The organism is Streptomyces sp. NPDC051636 (assembly GCF_044453765.1).
Taxonomy (GTDB): domain Bacteria; phylum Actinomycetota; class Actinomycetes; order Streptomycetales; family Streptomycetaceae; genus Streptomyces.
In genome coordinates this window covers 47,315-66,942 of record NZ_JBITDA010000026.1, presented here as the reverse complement: position 1 = coordinate 66,942, position 19,628 = coordinate 47,315, and the positions used below count along the sequence as shown (strand labels likewise).

At 71.7% G+C, this 19,628-nt stretch carries 16 protein-coding genes and 2 pseudogenes; 6 read left to right on the top strand and 12 right to left on the bottom strand.

Annotated features, from left to right (window positions below; genetic code table 11):
* Nucleotides 1–18: 18 nt before the first annotated feature.
* Nucleotides 19–265 (bottom strand): annotated as a pseudogene (locus tag ACIBBH_RS33600) (NAD(P)-dependent oxidoreductase); the annotation flags it as partial.
* On the opposite strand from ACIBBH_RS33600, the gene ACIBBH_RS33595 reads away from it, so the two are divergent.
* A complete protein-coding gene (locus ACIBBH_RS33595; protein WP_399411307.1) occupies nucleotides 165–419 on the top strand; it encodes a hypothetical protein in 255 nt (84 codons plus the stop codon). The pseudogene ACIBBH_RS33600 and the gene ACIBBH_RS33595 sit on opposite strands and share 101 nt — an antisense overlap.
* A 13-nt stretch (nucleotides 420–432) precedes the next feature.
* Here the strand turns inward: ACIBBH_RS33595 and ACIBBH_RS33590 are convergent, their stop codons facing one another.
* Nucleotides 433–1,602: a DUF6183 family protein gene (locus ACIBBH_RS33590; protein ID WP_399411197.1), complete on the bottom strand. Its 1,170-nt coding sequence runs from the start codon at nucleotides 1,600–1,602 to the stop codon at nucleotides 433–435.
* Between the two features lie 88 nt (nucleotides 1,603–1,690).
* Between ACIBBH_RS33590 and ACIBBH_RS33585 the strand changes: the two genes are divergently transcribed.
* Both ACIBBH_RS33585 and ACIBBH_RS33580 read left to right on the top strand, forming a co-directional pair.
* On the top strand, nucleotides 1,691–6,199 hold the full coding sequence (locus ACIBBH_RS33585) for a DUF6531 domain-containing protein (RefSeq protein ID WP_399411195.1): 4,509 nt from the start codon (nucleotides 1,691–1,693) through the stop codon (nucleotides 6,197–6,199).
* 86 nt (nucleotides 6,200–6,285) lie between these two features.
* The gene (locus tag ACIBBH_RS33580) at nucleotides 6,286–6,843 is read left to right on the top strand and encodes a hypothetical protein (protein WP_399411193.1); all 558 of its coding nucleotides are present in this window, start codon (nucleotides 6,286–6,288) and stop codon (nucleotides 6,841–6,843) included.
* A 21-nt stretch (nucleotides 6,844–6,864) separates the two neighbouring features.
* Here the strand turns inward: ACIBBH_RS33580 and era are convergent, their stop codons facing one another.
* Nucleotides 6,865–7,818, bottom strand: a complete 954-nt coding sequence (era, locus tag ACIBBH_RS33575) for a GTPase Era (protein WP_399411191.1) — start codon at nucleotides 7,816–7,818, stop codon at nucleotides 6,865–6,867.
* A gap of 162 nt (nucleotides 7,819–7,980) precedes the next feature.
* On the opposite strand from era, the gene ACIBBH_RS33570 reads away from it, so the two are divergent.
* Both ACIBBH_RS33570 and ACIBBH_RS33565 read left to right on the top strand, forming a co-directional pair.
* Complete coding sequence (locus ACIBBH_RS33570; protein ID WP_399411189.1) at nucleotides 7,981–9,306, top strand: ammonium transporter; 1,326 nt, start codon at nucleotides 7,981–7,983, stop codon at nucleotides 9,304–9,306.
* On the top strand, nucleotides 9,303–9,641 hold the full coding sequence (locus ACIBBH_RS33565; RefSeq protein ID WP_399411187.1) for a P-II family nitrogen regulator: 339 nt from the start codon (nucleotides 9,303–9,305) through the stop codon (nucleotides 9,639–9,641). Before ACIBBH_RS33570 ends, ACIBBH_RS33565 begins: the two co-directional genes overlap by 4 nt.
* Here ACIBBH_RS33565 and ACIBBH_RS33560 read toward each other — a convergent pair.
* The 3 genes and pseudogenes from ACIBBH_RS33560 to ACIBBH_RS33550 form a co-directional block, all read right to left on the bottom strand.
* Nucleotides 9,535–10,535: pseudogene (locus ACIBBH_RS33560) on the bottom strand (WxL protein peptidoglycan domain-containing protein). The gene ACIBBH_RS33565 and the pseudogene ACIBBH_RS33560 overlap by 107 nt on opposite strands.
* Nucleotides 10,536–10,782: 247 nt before the next feature.
* The gene (locus tag ACIBBH_RS33555; RefSeq protein ID WP_399411186.1) at nucleotides 10,783–11,133 is read right to left on the bottom strand and encodes a cytidine deaminase; all 351 of its coding nucleotides are present in this window, start codon (nucleotides 11,131–11,133) and stop codon (nucleotides 10,783–10,785) included.
* A 28-nt stretch (nucleotides 11,134–11,161) separates the two neighbouring features.
* A complete protein-coding gene (locus ACIBBH_RS33550) occupies nucleotides 11,162–11,983 on the bottom strand; it encodes a helix-turn-helix transcriptional regulator (RefSeq protein WP_399411303.1) in 822 nt (273 codons plus the stop codon).
* Between the two features lie 142 nt (nucleotides 11,984–12,125).
* Between ACIBBH_RS33550 and ACIBBH_RS33545 the strand changes: the two genes are divergently transcribed.
* Nucleotides 12,126–13,577 (top strand): MFS transporter, encoded by a 1,452-nt coding sequence (locus tag ACIBBH_RS33545; RefSeq protein WP_399411184.1) that lies wholly within the window; start codon nucleotides 12,126–12,128, stop codon nucleotides 13,575–13,577.
* On the opposite strand, the gene ACIBBH_RS33540 is transcribed toward ACIBBH_RS33545, so the two are convergent.
* From ACIBBH_RS33540 to ACIBBH_RS33515, 6 genes are all read right to left on the bottom strand, one after another.
* Nucleotides 13,539–13,898: an MmcQ/YjbR family DNA-binding protein gene (locus ACIBBH_RS33540; RefSeq protein ID WP_399411182.1), complete on the bottom strand. Its 360-nt coding sequence runs from the start codon at nucleotides 13,896–13,898 to the stop codon at nucleotides 13,539–13,541. The two genes, ACIBBH_RS33545 and ACIBBH_RS33540, sit on opposite strands and share 39 nt — an antisense overlap.
* Nucleotides 13,895–15,205, bottom strand: coding sequence for a hemolysin family protein (locus tag ACIBBH_RS33535; RefSeq protein ID WP_399411180.1), 1,311 nt, complete (start codon nucleotides 15,203–15,205; stop codon nucleotides 13,895–13,897). The genes ACIBBH_RS33540 and ACIBBH_RS33535 overlap by 4 nt, the downstream gene beginning before the upstream one ends.
* Before the next feature lie 9 nt (nucleotides 15,206–15,214).
* The gene (ybeY, locus tag ACIBBH_RS33530; protein WP_399411178.1) at nucleotides 15,215–15,712 is read right to left on the bottom strand and encodes an rRNA maturation RNase YbeY; all 498 of its coding nucleotides are present in this window, start codon (nucleotides 15,710–15,712) and stop codon (nucleotides 15,215–15,217) included.
* 13 nt (nucleotides 15,713–15,725) lie between these two features.
* Nucleotides 15,726–16,799: a PhoH family protein gene (locus ACIBBH_RS33525; RefSeq protein ID WP_399411176.1), complete on the bottom strand. Its 1,074-nt coding sequence runs from the start codon at nucleotides 16,797–16,799 to the stop codon at nucleotides 15,726–15,728.
* A gap of 144 nt (nucleotides 16,800–16,943) precedes the next feature.
* Complete coding sequence (locus ACIBBH_RS33520) at nucleotides 16,944–18,086, bottom strand: carbohydrate kinase family protein (protein ID WP_399411174.1); 1,143 nt, start codon at nucleotides 18,084–18,086, stop codon at nucleotides 16,944–16,946.
* A 113-nt stretch (nucleotides 18,087–18,199) separates the two neighbouring features.
* Nucleotides 18,200–19,489 carry a glucarate dehydratase family protein gene (locus tag ACIBBH_RS33515; protein ID WP_399411172.1) on the bottom strand — a complete coding sequence of 430 codons (1,290 nt, stop codon included), beginning with the start codon at nucleotides 19,487–19,489 and terminating at the stop codon, nucleotides 18,200–18,202.
* Nucleotides 19,490–19,628: the final 139 nt, after the last annotated feature.

Sequence of the window (19,628 nt, the reverse complement as noted above, 5' to 3'; positions counted from 1 at the left end):
TGCGTGGACCGAGACCTGCAGTGCGCCCGCGTCCCGGGCGGTCCCAGACGGCCGGGTGGCGGGGCCGGAGGCCGAGGTCCCGGCGGATCCGCTCGGGGGACATGGTCCCGAGCCACGGGTCGGGATCCGTGCGGGTGTGGAGTCCGGCGGGCACCTCGACGCCGTTGAGCTGGTGCAGCTCGACCGCCGTCACGGGGGCGTCGGCGACGATGTTGCGGACCGGTCCGCCGGCCGCCGGGGCGTGGAGGAGGCGCAGCAGCCCCTGGAAACTCGACTGCGAGATCCTCCTCAACACCGGCCACCGCCGACTCCTCGCCGTGCACACGGCCCGGCCGGGGACGGAATCGTACGAGCGGCTGAAGCCGCTGCGGGTGGTGGGGCTGGGGTTGCAGGACCTGTCCCCGACCCCGGCAGGCTGAGCCCCGCCCCGGCTCAGACCTGGTCCGTGTCGGTCGCCGCCAGGACCGCGGCCCTGGTGCCGGATGGATCGAGCACCGCCAAGCCCAGGTCCGCCGTGTCGTGACGGAACCAGTCCGTGAACGCCATGAAGCGCAGCCACCGGTGGTCGACTGCGTGCCGCGCGGCCTCCAGGAACGGGACGTCGGCGGGCAGTCCCAGCAGAGCGTACAGACTGTCCCACGCGTACAGCCGCCCGTAGGCGCCGCCCTGGGCGCCGCCGTTCACTCCCCCGTTGCGGGCAGCCGAGAACAACTCACCCAGGACATCATCGGGGGTCGTCCGGCAGGCGACGGAGGCGCCACGGCGCGTGCCCTCGCCCGCGAGGCACTCCAGGGGCAGCTCCCGGAGGAAGGAGAAGCCGAAGTCGCCCGGGTCGAGCGGACGCGGCAGCGAGAAGAACCGCGCCTCCGGGGTCCGGGCCCAGCCGCCGGCGGTGAAGGGCCCGGCGGCGGCCCGCGTGCGGTCGCCGTCAGGTGTCTCCACGGCCGTACGCCCCGCCGCCGCGCCGGTGTCCGAGGGGGGCACCTCCGGGAAGCGTGAGCGGAGCTGGGCCGTCGTCTTGACGGGCCCGAGCCCGCGGACCCGGACGCCGAACCGGTGCTCGATGTCCAGCCGGGTCCCGGGCAGCCGGGCCAGAGGATGCCCCAGTTCCCGCAGTCTCTCCGCGTACGCGTCCAGCGCGGGCCGCCCGCGTCCGGCGCCGGTCAGCGCCAGCTCGCCGAGCAGACAGGCCCGCAGCTCGACCGCCGGATCCCCGAGGTGGTCCGGCGGCGCGTCGAACAGGGGGGCCACATCACGCGGTTGCTGTGTCTTGGCGAGCTTCTCGGCCACCGAACGCAGCAGCCGGACGCTCTCCTCGCCCCCGGCATCCGTGGGCGGCAGCAGCCGGCCCGCGATGTCCGCCGCGAACCGCGAGCACTCCCGCGAGCGCGTCCCGGCGAGCGCCTCGGTGATCCGCCCGACCGCGCGCAGCACCGGGACACCCCCGGGTCCGGCATCGGCCGTCTCGCGGCACAGCCGCTCCGCCGCCTCGTACAACTCCTCGGGCCGGGAACCGGCCAGCTGCTCCAGCTCGGGCCCGGACCGCTCCCAGAGGGGCCGGGAGCCGGCTCCGTCGCCGGAGGTCATGTGGTTGTCGCTCACACCGGAAGTCTACGAACGGAGGATCAAGTACCTTTGCCGAGGCATTCATGCCACGTGTGAGGCAAGGCAAGGCAACGGGGGTTGCGGCATGGCGGGGCATCGGCCGGCGGACTGGCAGCCACTGGACCTGGACAAGGATCCGACGCCGGGGGATCCGGCCCGGGTCCGCTCACTGGCGAAGCAGTTGCACGACTTCGCGGACGATGTGTCCGAGGCGTTGCGCCTGGTGAAGGGCATGGCGGGCGAGGACACGCTGCTGGAGTGGGCGGGCAAGTCGGCGGAGGTCTTCAAGGACCAGTTCTCCGACGTCCCGAAGAACCTGAAGAAGCTGAAGAAGTCGTACGAGATGTGCGGCGACGCCCTCGCCGACTACTGGCCGAAGCTGGAGCGGGCCCAGACGCTGGCCGACAAGGCGCTCGCCAAGGCGAAGGAGGCGCAGGACGACCTCACCTCCGCCAAGTCGCGCCTTTCCTCGGCCGATTCGTGGGTGACGCGGGCCAACAAGGAAGCCGACAAGTACAAGGACGACCCCACCGGCAGCAAGAGCGACGCCGACAAGCCGGACGAGGCGAAGGTCCGCGCTGCCACCCGGGACGCGCAGAACGCCAAGTCCGCTCACACCAAGGCCCAGTCGGACGTCACCACCGCGCAGAGCGCCCTGGACGCGGCGAAGAAGATGGCCGAGGACGCGCGCAAGATGCGCGAGGAGGCCGCCCGCGAGGCGAAGACGAAGATCGACGAGGCCTCGGACGCGGGGATCCAGAACCGGTCGTGGTGGGAGGACATCGGCGACTGGTTCGAGGACAACTGGGACACGATCGTCGCGGTCTGCAAGGTCGTCGTCGCCGTCGTCGGCATCATCGCGATGATCATCGGGGGGCCGATCCTCGGCGCGATCGTGCTGATCGCGGCGCTCGTCGTGCTCGCCGACACACTGAACAAATACCGCAAGGGCCAAGCCGGTCTGCTGGACGTGGCCTTCGCCGCCATGGACTGCATACCCGGCGGCAAGGGCATCACCAGCCTCGGCAAGCTCGCCAAGGGCATGAAAACCCTTGGCAAGGGTGGCCTCAAAGCCATGGCCAAGGGGCTCGGGAAGGGACTCCGCAAGGGCGCCGACGACGCCCTGGAGAAGAGCAAGTCGGCCAAGGGCCGGTGCAAGAACGGCGACCCCGTCGACATGGTCTCCGGCGAGATGCTCATGGAGGAGACGGACGTCGAACTGCCCGGCCTCCTCCCGCTCGTGCTGCGGCGCACCCACCTGTCGACCTACCAGTGGGGCCACTGGTACGGCCCCACATGGGCCTCCACGCTGGACGAGCGCCTGGAACTCGACGGCGACGGCGCCGTCTTCGCGGCCGAGGACGGCATGATCCTCGTCTACCCCGTGCCGACTCCGGGCACCTCGGTCATGCCGCTGGAGGGCCCGCGCTGGCCTCTGGACTGGGACGGCGCGCCCGGCGCTCCCCTCCGCATCAGTGACCCGGCCACCGGCCACACCCGTCACTTCGCCGCGCCGCGCCGTCCCGCGCCCACCCATGAGGCGTTCACCCTGCCCCTCGCCGCGATCACCGACCGGGACGGACGGCGCGTCGACTTCGACCGCGACGAGACCGGCGCACCGGTCGCCGTCCGTGACTCCGCCGGCCGCCATCTGCACGTCGACACCTCGGACGGCCGCGTCGTCCGGCTACGGCTGCGCAACGCGGAGGACGGCCCCGAGGGGACGACGCTGCTGCGCTACGGGTACGACGACGAGGGGCACCTCACCGAGATCCACAACTCCAGCGGCCTTCCGCTGCGGCTCACCCACGACCTCCAGGGGCGCATCACCTCCTGGACCGACCGCAACGGATCCTGGTACCGCTTCACCTACGACGACCACGACCGGTGCGTACGCGGCGAGGGCGCCGACGGCTTCCTCTCCTGCACCATCGCCTACGACCCCGAGGCCCGTGAGACGCGGTACACGGACTCGCTGGGCCACACGACCGTCTACCGGTACAACGAGCGCCTGCAACTCGTCGCCCAGACCGACCCGCTCGGCCACACCACCCGCGCCGAATGGGACGCCCACGACCGGATGCTGTCCCGCACGGACCCGCTCGGCCACACCTCCCGCTTCCACTACGACGAGCGCGGCAACCTCACCGCGGTGGTCCGGCCCGACGGCTCGGTCACCACAGCCGAGTACGACGCCGCCGGCCGGCCCCTGTGGATCATCCTGCCGACCGGCGGCAGGCGCGGCTACGCCTACGACGAGCAAGGCCGGCCGGCCGCGACCGTGGACCCGGCCGGCGCGGTCACCACCTACGCCTACGATTCCCTCGGCGGGCTGCGCAGCGTCACCAACGCGCTGGGGGCGGTCCACCACGTCGAGTCCGGCCCCCTGGGCCTGCCCGACGCGATCACCGCGCCGGTGGGCGGTACCACCCGTGTCGTCCGCGACGCCTTCGGACGCATCGTCGCCTCCGTCGACGCCACCGGCGCCACCACCCGCACCACCTGGACGGTGGAGGGCCGCCCCGCCGAGCGGAGCATGCCCGACGGCGGCACCGAACGCTGGTCGTACGACGGCGAGGGAAACACGGTCCGCTACACCGGGCCGGACGGCCGGAACGTCACCCACACCTTCACCCGCTTCGACCGGCTCAGCGCCCGCACCGAGGCCGACGGCTCGACCATGCGCTTCGGCTATGACACCGAACTGCGGCTGACCTCGGTGACGAGTGCGTCGGGGGCAACGTGGTCCTACGCGTACGACCCGGCGGGGCGACTGGTGAGCGAGACCGATTTCAACGGCCGTACCGTCACCTACGTCTACGACGCGGCGGGCCGGCTGACCGCGCGGACCAACGGCGCGGGCGAGACCACCGTCTACGTGCGCGACGCGTGCGGTCGCGTCGTGGAGCGGCGCTCCGGGGACACGGTCACGACCTACGCCTACGACTCCGCGGGGCAGCTGACGGCGGCCGTCACCCCGGACACCGTGCTGACCCTCACCCGCGACGCGGTGGGCCGCGTCGTCACCGAGGAGTGCGACGGCCGCGCCGTGCACTCGGCCTACGACGTCCTCGGCCGGCGGGTGGAGCGGCGCACGCCGTCGGGCGCCGTCAGCAGATGGGAATGGGACGCGAACAACCGCCCCACCGAAGTCCGGCTCGGCGGCAACACGCTCGGCTTCGGCTACGGAACGTCCGGGCACGAGACCGAGCGGCGGCTCGGCGAGACGGCGGTGCTCTCCCAGGAGTGGGACGCCGGTCACCGGCTGACCGGCCAGACGGTCGTCGCACTCGCCGCCGCCCAGCCGGCCGGGGCCGCCAAGCCGCTGCTGCACCGCTCGTACACGTACGGGCCGGACGGCGGCCTGAGCGCCGTCGAGGACGAGACTTACGGCACCCGCCGGTTCACCCGCGACCGCCTCGGCCGGGTGGAGACGGTCTCCGCCACCGGATGGTCGGAGCGTTACGCGTACGACGCGGCCGGCAACGTCAGCCGGGCCGAGGCTCCCGAAGGCCCGCAGGGCGAGCGGATCCACGAAGGCACGCTCGTGCGCCGGGCCGGCCACATCACGTACGTCCACGACACGCAGGGGCGCCTGGTGCGGCAGTCGCGCAAGCTCCTGTCCGGCGGCACGCGGGAGTGGACGTACACCTGGGACGCCGATGACCGGCTCACCCAGGTCAGCACCCCGGACGGGCGCCGCTGGGCGTACCTCTACGACGGTCTCGGCCGACGGGTCGCCAAACGCCTGCTGTCCGAGGACGGCCAGGCTGCCGAGGAGACCGTCTTCGTCTGGGACGGCTCGCATCTGGCGGAACAGCTCGGCTCCAGCGGTCCCACCAGGACCTGGGAGTGGGCGCCGGGCACCGACCGGGCGCTGCTCCAGATGGAGCAGGACGAGGTCGACCGTCGTTTCTACGCCATCGTGACCGACCTGGTCGGCACCCCGACCGAGCTGGTCGACGAGGAGGGCCGCATCGCCTGGCGGGCCCGCACCACCTTGTGGGGCACGCCGGTCGGCGGCGCAACCGGCCCGGCCGACTGCCCCCTGCGCTTCCCGGGCCAGTACCACGACGAAGAGACCGGGCTGCGATACAACTTCCGCCGCTACTACGACCCCGACAACGCCCGCTACATCAGCCCCGACCCGCTGGGCCTTGCCCCCGCGCCGAACCACCACGCCTATGTCCGCGACCCACTGCGCTGGACCGACCCGTGGGGGCTGGTGAGCTGCGAGGGCAACCACGGGATCACCTCGGACCGCGAGAACCACATCGAGGGCCAGCACGGTCCCGGAGCCCAGGACCGGGTCCGGGAGAACGCGGACCCCACCGGTCCGGAGCCCTCACTGCCCGGCGAGTTCTACGAGGACTTCTTCTGGGACGGCGACGACTTCGTCCTGGGCCGCCGCCTCCGTGAGGGCATCGAGGGCACCCCCGCCGTGCCCAACCCTCGTGCCCGGGCCGGCGACAACACGCACATCCACCGCTTCGACCACGGCGAACCCGTCGGCATCAACGGCAGCGGAAGGGAAACCAGCGTCGTCGAGGTCGTCATCCGCGACGGGAACATCCATACGGCGTATCCGGTGTGAGCGGGAGTACACCCTTTCACGTTCCGGAGAGCCTGCTCGCTCGCGAGGTCTTCGGACCACTGGGGGCCGTGGTGGAGGTCGGAGCGGTGAACTCCACGGGCACCTGGGATCTCGGCGACGTCTCCATGGACGGCTTCCTTGCGGACAGGCGGGACGACATCGAGCGGTTGCTCGCGGGCGTCCGCTCGGTCTGCCGCTTCGGTGACGAGACCATGGCGATCGTCGACGAGCTGGGGCGGTTCCGCGAACACACGGTGGACGCGGCCTTCCTGCTCCTGTGGTCCGGAGGAGTCACAGGGGTCCCGCAGCCGCTCGAGAGGCTGGAGGAGCCCTCCTTCGTGCGCCGCATGTGCCGCACGGCAGCGGACCTGCAACTCGTCAACCTGCTCCAGGCCCTGGTCACCGCGGCCGTCGCCGCCGGCACAGAGCCCGACCGGGGAGCTCCCGAGGTGGCCCGGGTCCTCCGCATCGCCTCCGATCTGGCGGACCCGGCCGGCAAAAGCGCCCCCGCACTCGTCTTCCGCATGTGGCGGGTCGCCCACCTGCCGGGCATCCTCCGCCCCGGGTCGGGCACTCCGCAGCAGGGGAAGACCGGGTTCCGGGCCTACGCCCGGGCACTGGAGGAACTGCTCGCCACACCCTGACCGAGCGGAGCCGCCCGGCGCTCAGAACCCCAGCCGCCGCAACTGCTTCGGATCCCGCTGCCAGTCCTTCGCCACCTTCACGTGCAGGTCGAGGAACACGGGAGTGCCGAGCAGCGCCTCGATCTGCTTGCGGGACTTGATGCCGACCTCCTTCAGGCGCTTGCCCTTGGGGCCGATGATGATGCCCTTCTGGCTGGGGCGTTCGATGTAGAGGTTGGCGTGGATGTCCAGCAGGGGCTTGTCGGCCGGACGGTCCTCGCGGGGGAGCATCTCCTCGACGACCACCGCGATGGAGTGCGGCAGCTCGTCGCGGACGCCCTCCAGGGCCGCCTCGCGGATGAGTTCCGCGATCATGACCTGCTCGGGCTCGTCCGTGAGGTCGCCCTCGGGGTAGAGCGCCGGGCCCTCGGGCAGCAGCGGGACGAGGAGGTCGGCCAGCAGGCTCACCTGCTTGTCGCCGACCGCCGACACCGGGACGATCTCCGCCCACTCGAAGCCCAGTTCCTTGCCCAGCTGGTCGATGGCGATCAGCTGCTCGGCGAGGGTCTTGGAGTCCACCAGGTCGGTCTTGGTGACGACGGCGATCTTGGGGGTCTTCCTGATCCCGGCCAGCTCCTTGGCGATGAAGCGGTCGCCGGGGCCGATCTTCTCGTTGGCCGGCAGGCAGAAGCCGATCACGTCGACCTCCGCCCAGGTCGTGCGGACGACGTCGTTGAGGCGCTCGCCCAGCAGGGTGCGCGGCTTGTGCAGCCCGGGGGTGTCCACCAGGATCAGCTGGGCGTCCGGCCGGTGCACGATGCCCCGTACCGTGTGCCGCGTCGTCTGCGGCTGGTTCGCGGTGATCGCCACCTTCTGCCCGACCAGAGCGTTCGTGAGGGTGGACTTGCCCGCGTTGGGGCGGCCCACGAAGCAGGCGAAGCCGGCGCGGTGGACGGTCTCGCCCGACTGCTCGGATGACTGGGTACGAACGCTCATGGCGCCTATTCTCCCTGATCCACAGAGCCCCGCCGTACCAGCACCCGACCACGTCCCGCACCGTGAGCTTCCGGAAACCCGCACGCAATGAAACGTCCCCGAAACACACCCGTACGCAACCGGAAATGCACGCCGGTGACCCTCTGACGAGCCCCCATACCGTTGGAGACACCCGTGATCCTCGCCGCGCACGCAGCGCACGTCGACACCGGCGACACCGCCTGGCTGCTCGCCGCCACCGCCCTCGTCCTGCTGATGACGCCGGGTCTGGCCCTCTTCTACGGGGGCATGGTCCGCACGAAGAGCGTCCTCAACATGCTGATGATGAGCTTCGTGTCGATCGCCCTGGTGACGGTGGTGTGGCTGGCGGGCGGCTATTCGCTCGCCTTCGGCGACGACATCGGCGGCGGGCTGATCGGCGGGCTCGACCACGCCGGCATGTCGGGGCTCGGCCCGGACAGCGTCCGGGGAACCGTCCCCACCCTCCTCTTCGCCACCTTCCAGCTCACCTTCGCGATCATCACGGCCGCCCTGATCAGCGGCGCGATCGCCGACCGGGCGAAATTCTCGGCGTGGCTGGTCTTCGTCCCCGTCTGGGCGCTGCTCGTATACGTTCCCGTCACCCACTGGGTCTGGGGCCCCGGCGGCTGGATCCTGGACCGGCTCGGCGCCCTCGACTTCGCGGGGGGTCTGCCCGTCGAGATCACCTCCGGCGCCTCCGGACTGGCCCTGTGCCTGGTCCTCGGCCCGCGCCTCGGCTTCAAGAAGGACGCGATGCGCCCGCACAACCTGCCCATGGTGGTGCTCGGCGCCGGTCTGCTCTGGTTCGGCTGGTTCGGCTTCAACGCCGGCTCCGCGCTCGGCGCCAACGGTCTGGCCGCCGCCGCGTTCCTCAACACCCTCGCCGCCGGCTGCACGGGCCTGCTCGGCTGGCTCTTCGTGGAGCAGAAGCGCGACGGCCACCCCACCACCCTGGGCGCGGCCTCCGGCGCGGTCGCCGGCCTGGTCGCGATCACGCCGTCCTGCGGTTCGGTCTCCCTGCTCGGCGCCCTGGTGGTCGGCCTCGCCGCTGGCGTCCTGTGCTCGTACGCCGTGAGCTGGAAGTTCAAGCTGAACTACGACGACTCCCTCGACGTCGTCGGCGTCCATCTGGTCGGCGGCATCGTCGGCACCCTCCTCATCGGCCTCTTCGCGGAGAAGGCGATGACCGGCGGCGCGGAAGGCCTCTTCTACGGCGGCGGCATCGGCCAGTTCGGCAAGCAGCTCCTCGCCGTCGTGGTCGTGGCCGCGTACGCCTTCGGTGTGACGTACGGCATCGGCAAGCTGCTCGACAAGGCGATGGGCTTCCGCGCGAGCGCGGAGCAGGAGTACACCGGCCTGGACCTTACGGTGCACGCCGAGTCGGCCTACGATCACGGAGTCCTGGGCCACGGTGCCCCGGTGTCCCAGTCCGTCCCCACCCCCCAGAAGGTCAAGACCCAGGCATGAAGCTCATCACCGCGATCGTCAAGCCGTACCGCCTCGACGAGGTCAAGACCGCCCTTCAGGAGCTCGGCGTGCACGGCCTGACCGTGACCGAGGCGAGCGGCTACGGCCGGCAGCGCGGCCACACCGAGGTGTACCGCGGCGCCGAGTACCGGATCGACCTGGTGCCCAAGGTCCGTATCGAGGTCGTCGTCGAGGACGACGTCACGGACGCCGTGATCGACGCGATCGTCAAGGCCGCGCAGACGGGGAAGATCGGGGACGGGAAGGTGTGGGCGCTGCCCGTGGAGACCGTCGTACGGGTGCGGACGGGCGAGCGCGGCCCCGACGCGCTCTGACCAGCAGCACACCCGCCACCACCCCGGCGGCGAACACCACCGCCACCACAAGCCACGGCAGCGCGAAGAAGGAGGCGCTCGCCGACTCGCGGGTGCCCGTGGCGCTGGCCGTCAGTGTCACGTCGCCCCGGTCGAGCCGGGGCGCGCCCCGCCAGCGTTCGGTGAGCCGGACCCGCTGCCCCGGCAGCAGCTCGGAGGGGATCCTCGTCAGGTCGCGGGCCAGCAGCGTACGGCCGAACAGGCCGCGGGCCCTCAGCTCCACCTTCGGGTCGAGGGTGACGTTGCCGGTGTTGTGCAGTGTGCAGGAGACGGTCGCCGTGCTGTCGCCGAGGCCGGGGACGAGGGCTGGTGGTGGGTGACCTGGACGTGCTCGACGGCGATCGCCGGCAGCGCGGGTCCGCTCACCCGGAGGTAGACACGGGCGCCGACGGCCCGCCGCACTCCGAGCGCGAGGGAGCCGCCGCCCTGGTCGGCGCTCCCCCGCTCTCGGCTTCGCTCGAGCGGGCGGACCCCCATGTCCAGCGCCACGATCGCGCCCGGGTGGTCGCCCGGTTCGGCGCCCTTCGGCACGCGCAGAGTGAGCAGAGTGAAGGGCACGGTGACCTTCTTGTGGCCGGGTACGGTGACCCGGGACTTCTTGGGTGCCGCCCAGGCGCCGACGCCCCGCATCCGCTCCTTGACCGTGCGCACGGCGAAGCCGCCGTCGCGGGCGGTGTTGTAGGCGTCGGCCGCGTAGAGGCGGAAGGTCAGCGGCTTGGCGGTCTTGTTGGCGACGACCACCTGGTAGGTGATCGTCTGGCCGGGGTCGGCGGAGAGGGAGAAGTACGGCCGGGCGGCGATCCGGGAGGAGACGGGGTAGACGGACCAGCTGCCGTTGTCGGCGGGCTTGCGCATGGGTGCGGACCCCCGCAGGCGTGAGTCGGGACGGTGGTCGGGCGGGTGCGGCCGGGGTGCGGTCGGGGGCCCGGCCACCGGCGAGGTGACGCGTACCCTCAGGTGAGCGTGAGACGCAGAAACTGACGGATCATCAGTTTCTGCGGCATCCGGAACGTCCGGCGTTTGAGGACGAGGCCGTTCAGGCCGAAGGGGGCCAGGGGGCGCAGCACCCTGGCGGGGTCGAAGGGGCGCAGCCCCTGGGCCCTCAGCCCGCCGAGACAGTCAGCCGCACTACCCCGTCGGGCCCCGCCACCAGCACCGGCGTCCCCGCCCCACCAAGGTCCCGCACCGCCGCGAGGTCCTCCGCAGAAGCCCCCTCCGCCTCCGTCACCACCGCCGCCGCCTCCAACGACTTCGCCCCCGACGCCACCGCCATGGCAACCGCCGTCCGCAGGGCACTCAGCTGAAGGGAGTCCAGGGCCACGGTCCCGGCCACATACGTACGGCCCGTCTCGTCCCGCACGGCCGCGCCCTCCGGCACGCCGTTGCGGGCTCGCGCGGAACGGGCCAGGGTGACGATCTTGCGGTCCTCGGGGTCAAGCGCGCTGTCGGTCATGCCCCGAGCATACGAAGAACCACGCCCGTCACCCCGCCACGGGGTACATCGCCCCGCGCCGCCCCGCCGGCGAGGCCAGCCACTCCAGCTTCGCTGCGGTGTTCGCCTCGTCCAGCGGCGTGTGCAGCACGATCGTCAGATCGGGCCGGGCCGGCACCCTCATCGCCGTCGACTCCACGACCAGCAGCCCGGCCAGCGGGTGATCGAGCTCCTTGCGGATCTGCCCGGCGTCCTCGATGTCCCGCTGAGCCCACAGAGCGGCGAACTCGGCGCTGGCCGCCGTCAGATCCGCCAGCAGCGTCCGGAACCCCTCGTCGTCGGGACGGGCCGAGCTCGCGGCCCGGAACTGGGCGACCACCGTGCGGGCGTTGCGCTCCCAGCTCTTGGACCGCGACCGGTACAGCGGGTCGGTGAAGAAGTCGACGATGCAGTTCTGCGTGATGCCGGGCCGCATGCCGAGCACGATCGCGGCCGCGTCGTTGTACATCACGCAGTTGTAGTACATGTCCATGATGTGCGCCGGATACGGCATCCACGTGTCGATCAGCCGCCGCAGCCCGTCGCACATGTCCCGCTTCTCCGGCTCCACTTCGGGCGCGGGCGGGTTCAGCCCGGCCAGCACGTACAGGTGCCGGCGCTCGGCGTTGCTCAGCCGCAGCACGCGGGCGACGGAGTCGAGCACCTGCGGGGAGACGGAGATGTCCCGGCCCTGCTCCAGCCACTGGTACCAGGAGGCGCCCACCCCGGCCAGCACGGCGACCTCCTCGCGGCGCAGTCCGGGCGTACGGCGCCGGGCCCCGCCGTCCGGCAGGCCCGCCTCGGCCGGGCTCACCCGGGCCCGCCGGCTCATCAGGAACTCCCGCAGCTCACGCAGCCGATGGCTCTTCAGCGCGTCCTCAGGCACGTACCGCTCCCCCTCGTGTCTGGTGGTGCCACCACCACCATAAGTTCCGACTCCCCACGCTTATTCCGCTCGCCCGAAGCTCTTTGCCATGGCGATCGACACCACCACCTCATCCACCGCCCCCGTCCGAGAACCGCTCGACAACCCCCGGCTGTCGACGCGCGACAGATTGGTCCTCTTCGTCCTGTGCGCGGCCCAGTTCATGGTCGCCCTGGACTTCTCCGTGCTGAACGTGGCCCTGCCCGAGCTCGGATCGGACCTGGGCATGAGCCGGTCCGCGCTGCAGTGGGCGGTCACCGCGTTCGCGCTGCCGTCCGGCGGTTTCCTGCTGCTCTTCGGCCGGATGGGCGACCTGTACGGCCGCCGGAAGCTGTTCCTGACCGGCCTGGCCCTGTTCGGCGCGGCCTCGCTGCTCGCCACCCTCGCCTGGGACCCGGCCTCCTTCCTCGCCGGGCGCGCCCTGCAGGGGCTCGGCGCGGCGGCCATCGTGCCGACCGGCATGTCCCTGCTGACCACCACCTTCCCGGAGGGCCCGGCCCGCGACCGCGCCCTGGGCATCTCGGGCACGCTGCTGTCGCTCGGCTTCACGGTCGGCATGGTCGCGGGCGGCGTCCTGACCGACGCCCTCGGCTGGCGCTCCACCATGGCCCTGCTCGCGGTGTTCGCGCTGATCGTGCTGCCGCTGGCACCCGGCCTGCTGCCCGAGTCCCGCACCCCTGAGCGCCCGCGCCTGGACGTGCCGGGCGCGGTCACCGTCACCGGCGGTCTGCTCTCGCTGATCTACGCCCTGTCGACGGCCGCCGGCCACGGCTTCGGCCGCGCCGACGTGATCACCACGCTGATCGCGGGGGCCGCCCTGCTCACCGCCTTCGTCGCCGTCGAGTCCCGCAGCGACGCGCCGCTGGTCTCGCTGCCGATGCTGCGCCGCCGCACGGTGGCGTGGGGCAACGCGGGCGGTCTGGTCACCTTCTCGATGATGTCGACGGTGGTCTTCGTGCTCACCCTGTACCTCCAGGAGGTGCTGCGCCTGTCGGCCTTCGAGACGGGCCTGGTCTTCGGGGTGCAGGGCGTGCTGTCGGCGGTCGCGGGGACGTACGCCGCGAAGGTCATCGGCCGCTTCGGCGCCCGACGTACGCTGGTCGGCTCGCTGGCCGGTCAGGGAGTCCTGGTCGCCGCTCTCCTTGGCCTGAACGCGCACACCTGGTCGGTGTGGCTCGCGACGGCCGCGGTGTCGCTGGCCAGCATGTGCCACCTGGGCGCGATCATCTCCTACGGCCTGACGGTCACCTCCGGTGTCCCGGACGAGGAGCAGGGCCTGGCCACCGGCCTGGTCACCTCCACCCAGCAGGTCGGCATCACGGTCGGCATCCCGCTGCTCGGCGTTCTGGCCACCACCTCGGACGACCTGATGTCCGGCGTCCACACGGTGCTGGGCCTGGACGCGGCGATCGTGCTGGCGGCGGCGGTGCTGGTGGGGCTGGGCCTGCGCGGTCGCAAGGCCTCAGGGGCGGCCGAGGCGGAGGCGGTCGGCGCGCGGTAGTCCGGCGACGACCAGGTCGTACGAGTCCTCGATGAGCTCCCGGACCAGGCGGTCCGGGAGTTCGCCGTCGGCCGTGACGGTGTTCCAGTGCCGCTTGTTCATGTGGTAGCCGGGGACGATCAGCCCGGGGTGGTCGGCCCGGAGGCGCAGCGCGTCCTCCGGGTCGCACTTGAGGTTGACGGTCAGAGGCCGCCCGTCCAGGTTGGTCAGGGCGAACATCTTGCCCAGCACCTTGAAGACGGAGGTGTCCGGGTTGAAGGGGAAGTCCTCCACGACCGCGTTGAAGGACAGACAGAAGGTGCGCAACTCCTGAGGTGTCACTCTGGCTTCGTCTCCTCGTCGTCCGGCGGCTGCTCAGGGCCCACCGGCTCCACCAGCACCGTCACGATCTTGTTCCGCCGGCCGGCGGCGGCCTCCGCCGTCAGCCGCAGCTGCCGCCCGTCCGGCAGCTCGACCTCGGCGGAGGCCCCGGCGATGGGCACCCGGCCCAGCGCCTTCGCCAGCAGGCCGCCGACGGTCTCCACGTCCTCGTCGTCGTACTCCTCCAGGCCGTACAGCTCGCCGAGGTCGGTGATGTCGAGGCGGGCGGTGACCCGGTAGCGGCCCGCGCCGAGGTCCACGACGGGCGGGAGTTCGCGGTCGTACTCGTCGGTGATCTCGCCGACGATCTCCTCGAGGATGTCCTCGATGGTGACGATGCCCGCCGTGCCGCCGTACTCGTCGATGGCGACGGCGACGTGGTTGCGCTGCTTCTGCATCTCGCGCAGCAGGTCGCCGGCGTTCTTGGTGTCGGGCACGAAGAACGCCGGCCGCATCGCCGTCGACACCAGGTCGTTCTCGGCGTCGCGGCTGATGTGCGTCCTGCGGACCAGGTCCTTCAGATACACGATCCCGACGATGTCGTCCTCGCTCTCACCGGTGACGGGGATGCGCGAGAAGCCGGACCTGAGCGCGAGGGTGAGGGCCTGGCGGATGGTCTTGTAGCGCTCGATGACGACCAGGTCGGTGCGCGGGACCATGACCTCCCGCACGAGCGTGTCGCCCAGTTCGAAGACCGAGTGCACCATGCGGCGCTCTTCGTCCTCGATCAGGGACTCCTGCTCGGCGAGGTCGACCAGCGCGCGCAGCTCCGCCTCGGAGGCGAAGGGGCCGCGGCGGAAGCCCTTGCCCGGGGTGAGCGCGTTGCCGATGAGAATCAGCAGGGACGGGATCGGTCCCATGATCCGCGCCAGCGGCAGCAGGACGTACGCCGCCGCCGTCGCCGTGTTCACCGGGTGCTGGCGGCCGATGGTGCGCGGGGAGACACCGACGGCGACGTACGACACCAGGACCATGACGCCGATCGCGGCGAGCAGGGCCTGGGCGGTGCCGTCGATCTCCTGCAGGCAGGCGTAGGTGACCAGGGCCGCGGCCGCCATCTCGCAGGCGACGCGGACCAGCAGGGCCATGTTGAGGTAGCGGGTGGGGTCGGCGGCGATCTGCGCGAGCTTGGCGCTGCCGCGCCGCCCCGACTTGACGGCCTCCTCCGCGCGGAAGCTGGAGACCCGCGCCAGGCCCGCCTCCGCGCAGGCGGCGAGCCAGGCCACGACGACCAGGGCGATCGCGCCGAGGACGATCTGAGGACTCATGGGCCGCGCTTACGAGACCGTCGGCGCCGGGGACGGCCCGGTCAGCCCGCGCTCGGCGCGCCAGCCGTCCACGATGGCGGCCTGGAGCCCGAACATCTCGGCCTTCTCGTCGGGCTCCTCGTGGTCGTACCCGAGCAGGTGCAGCACGCCATGGACGGTGAGCAACTGAAGCTCCTCGTCCATGGAGTGCTGCGTGGGCGCCTCCGCCCCCTGCTTGGCGGCGACCTCCGGGCACAGCACGATGTCGCCGAGGAGCCCCTGGGGGGGCTCGTCGTCGTCCTTGCCCGGCGGCCTCAGTTCGTCCATCGGGAAGGACATCACATCGGTCGGCCCGGGCAGGTCCATCCACTGGATGTGCAGCTGCTCCATGGCGTCGGCGTCCACGACGATCACCGAGAGCTCGGAGAGCGGGTGGATGCGCATCCGCGCGAGCGTGTAGCGGGCGATGTCGAGGATCGCCTGCTCGTCGACCTCGGTTCCGGACTCGTTGTTGACGTCGATCGACATGGTCGTGCGGTTTCTACTTCCCCTTGTGCGCGGACGACCTGCCCCGGCCGCCCTTGTGGGAGCCGTTCTCGGTGCCGTGCTTGCTGTCGTACTTCTCGTACGCGTCGACGATACGGCCGACGAGCTTGTGCCGTACGACGTCCTGGGACGACAGCCGCGAGAAGTGGACGTCGTCGAGCCCTTCCAGGATGTCCTGCACCTGCCGCAGGCCGGACTTCGTCCCGTCCGGCAGGTCGACCTGGGTCACGTCACCCGTGATCACGATCTTCGAGTCGAAGCCGAGACGGGTGAGGAACATCTTCATCTGCTCGGGGCTCGTGTTCTGGGCCTCGTCCAGGATGATGAAAGCATCGTTGAGGGTCCGACCCCGCATGTATGCCAGCGGCGCCACCTCGATCGTCCCCGCCGCCATCAGCCGCGGAATCGAGTCCGGGTCCAGCATGTCGTGCAGCGCGTCGTACAGCGGGCGCAGGTACGGGTCGATCTTCTCGTAGAGCGTGCCCGGGAGGAAGCCGAGCCGCTCGCCCGCCTCGACCGCCGGGCGGGTCAGGATGATGCGGTTGACCTGCTTGGACTGCAGGGCCTGCACCGCCTTGGCCATGGCGAGGTAGGTCTTGCCGGTGCCGGCGGGGCCGATGCCGAAGACGATGGTGTGCTTGTCGATGGCGTCGACGTACCGCTTCTGGTTGAGCGTCTTGGGGCGGATCGTGCGGCCGCGCGAGGACAGGATGTTCTGTGTCAGTACCTGGGCCGGGGTCTCCTGGCCGTCGCTCGTCCCGGCGTCGCTCGCCTTCAGCATGGCGATCGAGCGTTCCACTGCGTCCTCCGTCATCGGCTGCCCGGTGCGGAGCACCAGCATCATCTCCTCGAACACACGCGAGATGAGGGCGACGTCGACGGGGTCGCCGACCGCGCTGATCTCGTTGCCCCGGACGTGGATGTCGGCCGCCGGGAAGGCCTTCTCGATCACGCGCAGGAGGGCGTCGCCGGACCCCAGGACGGTGACCATGGGGTGCTGGGCGGGGACGGTGAACTGTGCTCTCGCCTGCTCCTGCGCGGGGGTGTGAGCTGTGGGTGTCTGAGTCATGGGCCGGCGCTTAAGGCCTGCGGTTCCTCCTCGTCACGGCCGCGTAGCTGAGGGCGGCCTCGCGGTATCCAGAGTACGACGGGGGGATGACAACGCCGTAGGGCTTTTCGTACAGACGGGGGTCCAGGGGCAAAGCCCCTGTCGTCAGGCCGACCGCCCGAACCCGATCGTCGGCACCGCCCTGCGCCGGGGCCACGCGGTGACCGGCTCCGCCGGAACCAGGTCCGCCAGGAACGCGTACCGGCGCAGGGCCGCCGGATCCTGGCCGTCCACCGACTGGACCTGGCGCCACCACGCGCCGATCTCCGCCCAGCCGGGGGCCGACAGGGAGCCGCCGAACTCCTGGACGGAGAGCGCGGCCGTCAGACCGGCGAAGGCGAGGCGGTCGGCCAGCGGCCATCCCGCCAGCGTGCCGGTGACGAAACCGGCGACGAAGACGTCCCCGGCGCCGGTGGGGTCGAGGGCCTCGACGGCGATGGCGGGGACCTCGGCGGTCTCGCCGGTGCGCCGGTCGACCGCGTAGGCGCCGTCCGCGCCGAGGGTCACCACGGCCAGCGGTACGTGCGCGGTGAGGGCGTGGGCCGCCGCGCGCGGGCAGCCGGCGCCGGTGTAGCGCATGGCCTCCTCGGCGTTGGGCAGGAACGCCTCGCAGTGCTCCAGGTCGGCGAGGCCCGAGAGGTCCCAGGCCCCCGTGTCGTCCCAGCCGACGTCGGCGAAGATCCGGGTGCCGCCGCGTGCCGCCTGCGCGATCCAGGGCGCCCCCTTGCCCGGGGTCAGGGAGGCGACGGCCGCCCGCGCGCGGGGCGGGCAGTCGGGGGCGGGTTCCTCGGGGGGCGGCTCGTGGCCGTGGGAGACCATCGTGCGCTCGCCCTCGTAGGCCATGGAGACGGTGACCGGGGAGTGCCAGCCGGGGACGGTGCGGGACGGGGAGAGGTCGATGCCCTCGCCGTGTTCGAGGGCGTCCCAGCAGTACTCGCCGTAGTGGTCGTCGCCGAAGGCCGCGGCGAGGGAGGTTCTCAGGCCCAGGCGGGCCAGGGCGGTGGCCATGTTGGCGACGCCGCCGGGGCTCGAGCCCATTCCGCGCGCCCAGGACTCGGTCCCGCGCACCGGGGCGGAGTCGAGGCCGGTGAAGATGATGTCCAGGAAGACGGTGCCGGTGAGGTAGACGTCCCACGGCGGGTCGGCCGGCGTGCGCACGGCGGCGAGGGGGTCGACGTGGGCGTGGGCGTGCGGGGGCTCCCCGAGGTGCTCCCGTTCCTCTCCGGCAAACGCGTTGGACGCGGTCACGATTGCGCTCCCTGACGTGGTGCGGGTCTGGCCAGTGTGCACCACTGAGTCCACGCCACGGCGGCTCTCCCGCCGCGGCCGCCCGATCGAGCGCCGCCCCTGTCCAGGGGGCGTCACCAGCGGGGTGTCGTCGGCGTCACCCATCCCGGTTCGGTCACCCGCATCGCCGCCGCGTCGTCCCGGTCCCTGAGCGTGCCGTCGTCCTCGGCCCAGCGGCGGTGCAGGCGGGCCAGCTCGTCGCGGTCCAGTTCGACGCCGAGGCCGGGGGCGTCGGAGACGACGACCTTGCCGCCCTCGAACGCCGGCCGCTCGGTGAGGACGTCCTCCGACTGCCAGGGGTAGTGGGAGTCGCAGGCGTGGTGGAGGTCGGGGACGGTGGACGCCACGTGGGTCATCGCGGCCAGGCTGATCCCGAGGTGGGTGTTGGAGTGCATGGACACCCCGACGTCGAAAGCGGCGCAGATCGCCGCGAGGTGCTGGGTGTTGCGCAGGCCGCCCCAGTAGTGGTGGTCGGAGAGGACCACCTGCACGGCGTCGCGCATGAACGCCTCCCTGATCTCGCCGAAGGTCGTCACGCACATGTTGGTGGCCAGCGGCACGTCGGTGCCCGCCGCCACCTCGGCCATGGCGGGGGTGCCCAGCGCGGGATCCTCCAGGTACTCCAGGACGTCCGCCAGTTCCTTCGCCACCTTCAGCGAGGTCTCCACGGACCAGGCGCCGTTGGGGTCGAGCCGCAGGGGGTGGCCGGGAAACGCCTCCGCCAGGGCGCGTACGGCCGCGATCTCCTCGTCGGGCGGGAAGACGCCGCCCTTGAGCTTGAAGGAGGTGAAGCCGTAACGCTCTTTGAACCTCCGGGCCTGCCCGACCACCCCGGCGGGATCGAGGGCGGCGCCCCAGTCGTCCCGCTCGGCGCGGACGCCCGCCGGATGCCCGGCCCACTTGTAGAACAGGTACGCGCTGTACTCCACGGCGTCGCGCACCTTGCCGCCGAGCAGCGCGTGCACGGGCAGCCCGAGCGCCCGGCCCTGGGCGTCCAGGCAGGCGACCTCGAAGGCGGAGAGGACGGACAGGCGCAGTTTGTCGGCGGTCTGGGCGCCGCGCAGCCCGCCGACGTCGACGGCGGGCTCGACGCGGGAGGCGTCCACGGTGAGGTCGAGGGCGAAGAGAGCGTTCACGTCCGTGACCTGACGGCCCACCAGGTGAGCGGCGAGCGGGCGGGCCTGCTCCAGGTACTTGGTGTCGCCGTATGTCTCGCCGAGCCCGGTGCTGCCGTCGGCCGTCACCACCTCCACGATCAGGCGAGGGGTGTACGGCTGGTGAACGCCCTGTGTGTTCAGCAGCGGCGGGTCGGCGACCAGGATCGGCGTCAGCCGTACGCCGGCGATGGTCAGGTCGCGGGTCACAGGGCGGCTCCTCCGAGGTCGGATCACGGACGTCATCCACATATGGGAACCGAGACTAGATAGGCGAACAACGGTCGTCAACGGCACCGCCAGGCAGGGCGCCTCGGGTTACCCGCTGCCCGCACCCACCAAACAAAAG

Excerpts from the sequence above, each read along its gene's own strand:
- ACIBBH_RS33585 (WP_399411195.1), top strand. The coding sequence starts at position 1,691 with ATGGCGGGGCATCGGCCGGCGGACTGGCAGCCACTGGACCTGGACAAG.
- era (WP_399411191.1), bottom strand. The coding sequence starts at position 7,818 with ATGAGCGTTCGTACCCAGTCATCCGAGCAGTCGGGCGAGACCGTCCAC.
- ACIBBH_RS33565 (WP_399411187.1), top strand. The coding sequence starts at position 9,303 with ATGAAGCTCATCACCGCGATCGTCAAGCCGTACCGCCTCGACGAGGTC.
- ACIBBH_RS33555 (WP_399411186.1), bottom strand. The coding sequence starts at position 11,133 with ATGACCGACAGCGCGCTTGACCCCGAGGACCGCAAGATCGTCACCCTG.
- ACIBBH_RS33550 (WP_399411303.1), bottom strand. The coding sequence starts at position 11,983 with ATGAGCCGGCGGGCCCGGGTGAGCCCGGCCGAGGCGGGCCTGCCGGAC.
- ACIBBH_RS33545 (WP_399411184.1), top strand. The coding sequence starts at position 12,126 with ATGGCGATCGACACCACCACCTCATCCACCGCCCCCGTCCGAGAACCG.
- ACIBBH_RS33535 (WP_399411180.1), bottom strand. The coding sequence starts at position 15,205 with ATGAGTCCTCAGATCGTCCTCGGCGCGATCGCCCTGGTCGTCGTGGCC.
- ybeY (WP_399411178.1), bottom strand. The coding sequence starts at position 15,712 with ATGTCGATCGACGTCAACAACGAGTCCGGAACCGAGGTCGACGAGCAG.
- ACIBBH_RS33525 (WP_399411176.1), bottom strand. The coding sequence starts at position 16,799 with ATGACTCAGACACCCACAGCTCACACCCCCGCGCAGGAGCAGGCGAGA.